Annotated in this window: 3 protein-coding genes; 2 read left to right on the forward strand and 1 reads right to left on the reverse strand. The window is 59.0% G+C overall.

Features of this window, described 5'->3' with window-relative positions; all coding sequences use genetic code 11:
• Nucleotides 1-165 precede the first annotated feature (165 nt).
• Complete coding sequence (locus tag WCA53_RS16150) at nt 166-1,050, forward strand: LysR family transcriptional regulator (RefSeq protein ID WP_423912310.1); 885 nt, start codon at nt 166-168, stop codon at nt 1,048-1,050.
• A gap of 32 nt (nt 1,051-1,082) precedes the next feature.
• On the opposite strand, the gene WCA53_RS16155 is transcribed toward WCA53_RS16150, so the two are convergent.
• Nucleotides 1,083-1,931 carry a LysR substrate-binding domain-containing protein gene (locus WCA53_RS16155; protein ID WP_423912313.1) on the reverse strand — a complete coding sequence of 283 codons (849 nt, stop codon included), beginning with the start codon at nt 1,929-1,931 and terminating at the stop codon, nt 1,083-1,085.
• 121 nt (nt 1,932-2,052) lie between these two features.
• Here WCA53_RS16155 and WCA53_RS16160 point away from each other — a divergent pair, with 121 nt between their 5' ends.
• Nucleotides 2,053-2,700 carry a LysE family translocator gene (locus WCA53_RS16160; protein WP_423912315.1) on the forward strand — a complete coding sequence of 216 codons (648 nt, stop codon included), beginning with the start codon at nt 2,053-2,055 and terminating at the stop codon, nt 2,698-2,700.
• Nucleotides 2,701-2,807: the final 107 nt, after the last annotated feature.

Consider the following 2,807-nt stretch of genomic DNA (forward strand, 5'->3'; position numbering starts at 1 on the left):
GTTGAGGCAGACATGGATAACACTCCTTCTATAGATGAAGCTCGTTTGATCCGGGCGGATCATTGAACGACGAACTCTTGCATCAAGTATAGGTATCGACGCTGATGAATATGTGCAGCATTATTCACGCGGTGAGATGCAAATTTGCATCAGGAGGGCGGCACGATGAACTGGGATGACGCGCGAGTGTTTCTCGCAGTGGAGCGCGAAAAAACGCTCCGTGGAGCGGCCAGGACACTCAACCTCGATCAGGCGACGGTCGGCAGACGGATTGCGGCACTCGAACACGCCCTACGTGCAACGCTCTTCCTGCGCACCTCAGAGGGCTACGCATTGACCGCCGCGGGCGAGGCCGCGCTGAGCTCAGCGGAGAAAATGGAACACTCCGCACACGAACTCGTCAGACGAACTCAAGGCACGGATACACGGCTTGCGGGGGATGTAAGAGTCACCAGCACCGACTCGATCGCGCTCGAATTCCTGTTTCCCGCCATCGAACGCCTGCATGCTGCGCATCCTGAAGTGCGGGTCCTGCTGGACACATCGACGCGCATGCTCAATCTGGCAAAACGTGAAGCGGATATCGCGGTCCGGTCAGTCAGGCCAGATAATCCCGATCTTGTCGCGCGGCGCCTGGCTCGCTGGCCCATGGCGTTCTTTGCGTCGAAGACATATCTTGAGCAGCACGGCATGCCCGCCGCTGGCTCCGCATTCGCGGGCCACGACCTTGTCGTCTATCAGGGAAACTGGCCCGGTAATCGATCACCGGCTCCTGCTGGCGAACCGAACCACGCGGGGCGCGTCGTATCGAGCTTCAATTCCAGCCTCATGCTGCGTACTGCGGTAAAGGCCGGCATCGGCATCGGTGAGCTTCCGATACATCTGGCTGAACGCGACGGCCTCGTGCAACTATGGCCGGAACCTGCACGTGGGGCGGTCTACGAAATCTGGCTTGTCACGCATCAAGACCTTCGGCATACCGCGCGCATCGCAGCAATGATTGACGTCATCGTCTGGGCGTTCGAAGATCGCACAACCAACACAAAATAAATGGGGTGATATTCAGCCATTGAGCGACCGGCTCAAACCCTCATTTCAGCCAGAATCTGTTCAGCGAGAAAATCACAGGGCGGCCGGCCGGACCGGGCACTGCGCGCAAGGACGACTTCGAGTTCATCCAGGGGCGGCAACCCTTCGTTCTGTGATAGCTGCACCAGGTGCCCGGGTACGCTGCACCTTGCGAGGGGCGCTACCGCGAGCCCCGCTTCGACCATGCTGATAAGGCCCAACAGACTCGGGCTTTCGTAGGACATCCGATATTTGATATTTTCCCGCTGAAGCGCGCTGATGGCATAGGCGCGTGCCGTACTGCCCTGTGCAAATACGGCGATTGGAAGCGGGCGCTCCTTCCACACTTTTCTTGCGGGCGAGCCGACCCACACTATCGGCTCGAACCGGACGAATTCGCCCGCGACGCCCCTCGTTTTCGTGATGTAGGCCAGGTCCAGCGTGTTGTCCTTGAGCAGTGGAGCGAGCTCACTGCTGGGCAGGCCAATCACCCGAATCTCGACGCGTGGATGAGCCACCGCGAACTTTCCCAGGACCGGGGGCAACAACGATGATGCGTAGTCGTCGGGTACGCCAATGGTGACGCGGCCCTTCATCTCCGGGCGAACGACCGACGCCCATGCTTCCTCCCGCATCGCAAGCATTCGACGGCCATAGTCCAGAAGCGTCTTGCCCTCTGTGGTAATCGCCACGTTACGGGTGCTTCGCACGAAGAGCGGTTTTCCCAGCGCTTCTTCAAGCGCCTTGATCTGCATGCTCACCGCCGACGCCGATCGATGCACGGACTCCGCACCTCGAACGAACGACCCCGTATCGGCGACCGCCACCACCATTTCAAGCACGTCCAGATCGAGTTTTTTCACGTTAGTCGTTAATTCACATTAGTCAGAAAATCTGAGTAATTGATTCAGTTTAATTCGGTTTACCAGGATATGCCTTGAACCGATACTGCTAGTGATGGCCACTTGAAGGGAGCCCACGAAAATGCACGGTACCGGATCGATATATGGATTTCTGGCGGTCGGCGCAATGCTGGCTGTGACACCGGGCCCGAACATGGTCTACGTGATGTCGCGCTCGATTGCGCAAGGACGCACCGCCGGGCTGATATCGCTTGGCGGCGTCATGCTCGGATATCTCTTCTATATGTTTGGGGCAGCGTTCGGCATCACGGCGGTTTTCCTCAGCGTGCCATACGCCGCCAGCGTGTTGGGCGCAGGGGGCGCTGTGTATCTGTTCTATCTGGCGTGGCAGGCTGTGAAGCCTGGCGGCCGTTCTCCCCTGGAGGTTCGCGATCTGCCTCGCGAACAGCCTCGCCGGCTCTTCGCGATGGGCGCAACGACAAGTCTGTTGAACCCCAAGCTCGCGATGATCTTCCTGTCACTCCTGCCGCAATTCATCAACTATCAGGACGGCAGCGTCCTCAGGCAATCGCTCGTGCTCGGTTCGTCGTTGATTGTCGCGTTCGCATCGGTCAATGGATTCGTGGCAGTCTGCTCCGGCAGCATTGCGACGTTCCTCTCCAGTCGCCCGGGACTCCTGCTGGCTCAACGCTGGACTATGGGCGTTGTTCTGGTTGCCCTTGGCGCACACATGACCCTGGATGCGTTGAAGCTGGGAGGCATCTATTGAGCGAGGTCGCACGCAGGGCCGAAAGCTGCCGCTCGCCCGCAGACGTTTCATAACGGCACTTGCTGGCGGCATACCGTTAGCACCAGGCTTCGCAGCCAACGATGCAC

It is taken from the genome of Caballeronia sp. (assembly GCF_049581465.1).
Classification (GTDB): domain Bacteria; phylum Pseudomonadota; class Gammaproteobacteria; order Burkholderiales; family Burkholderiaceae; genus Caballeronia.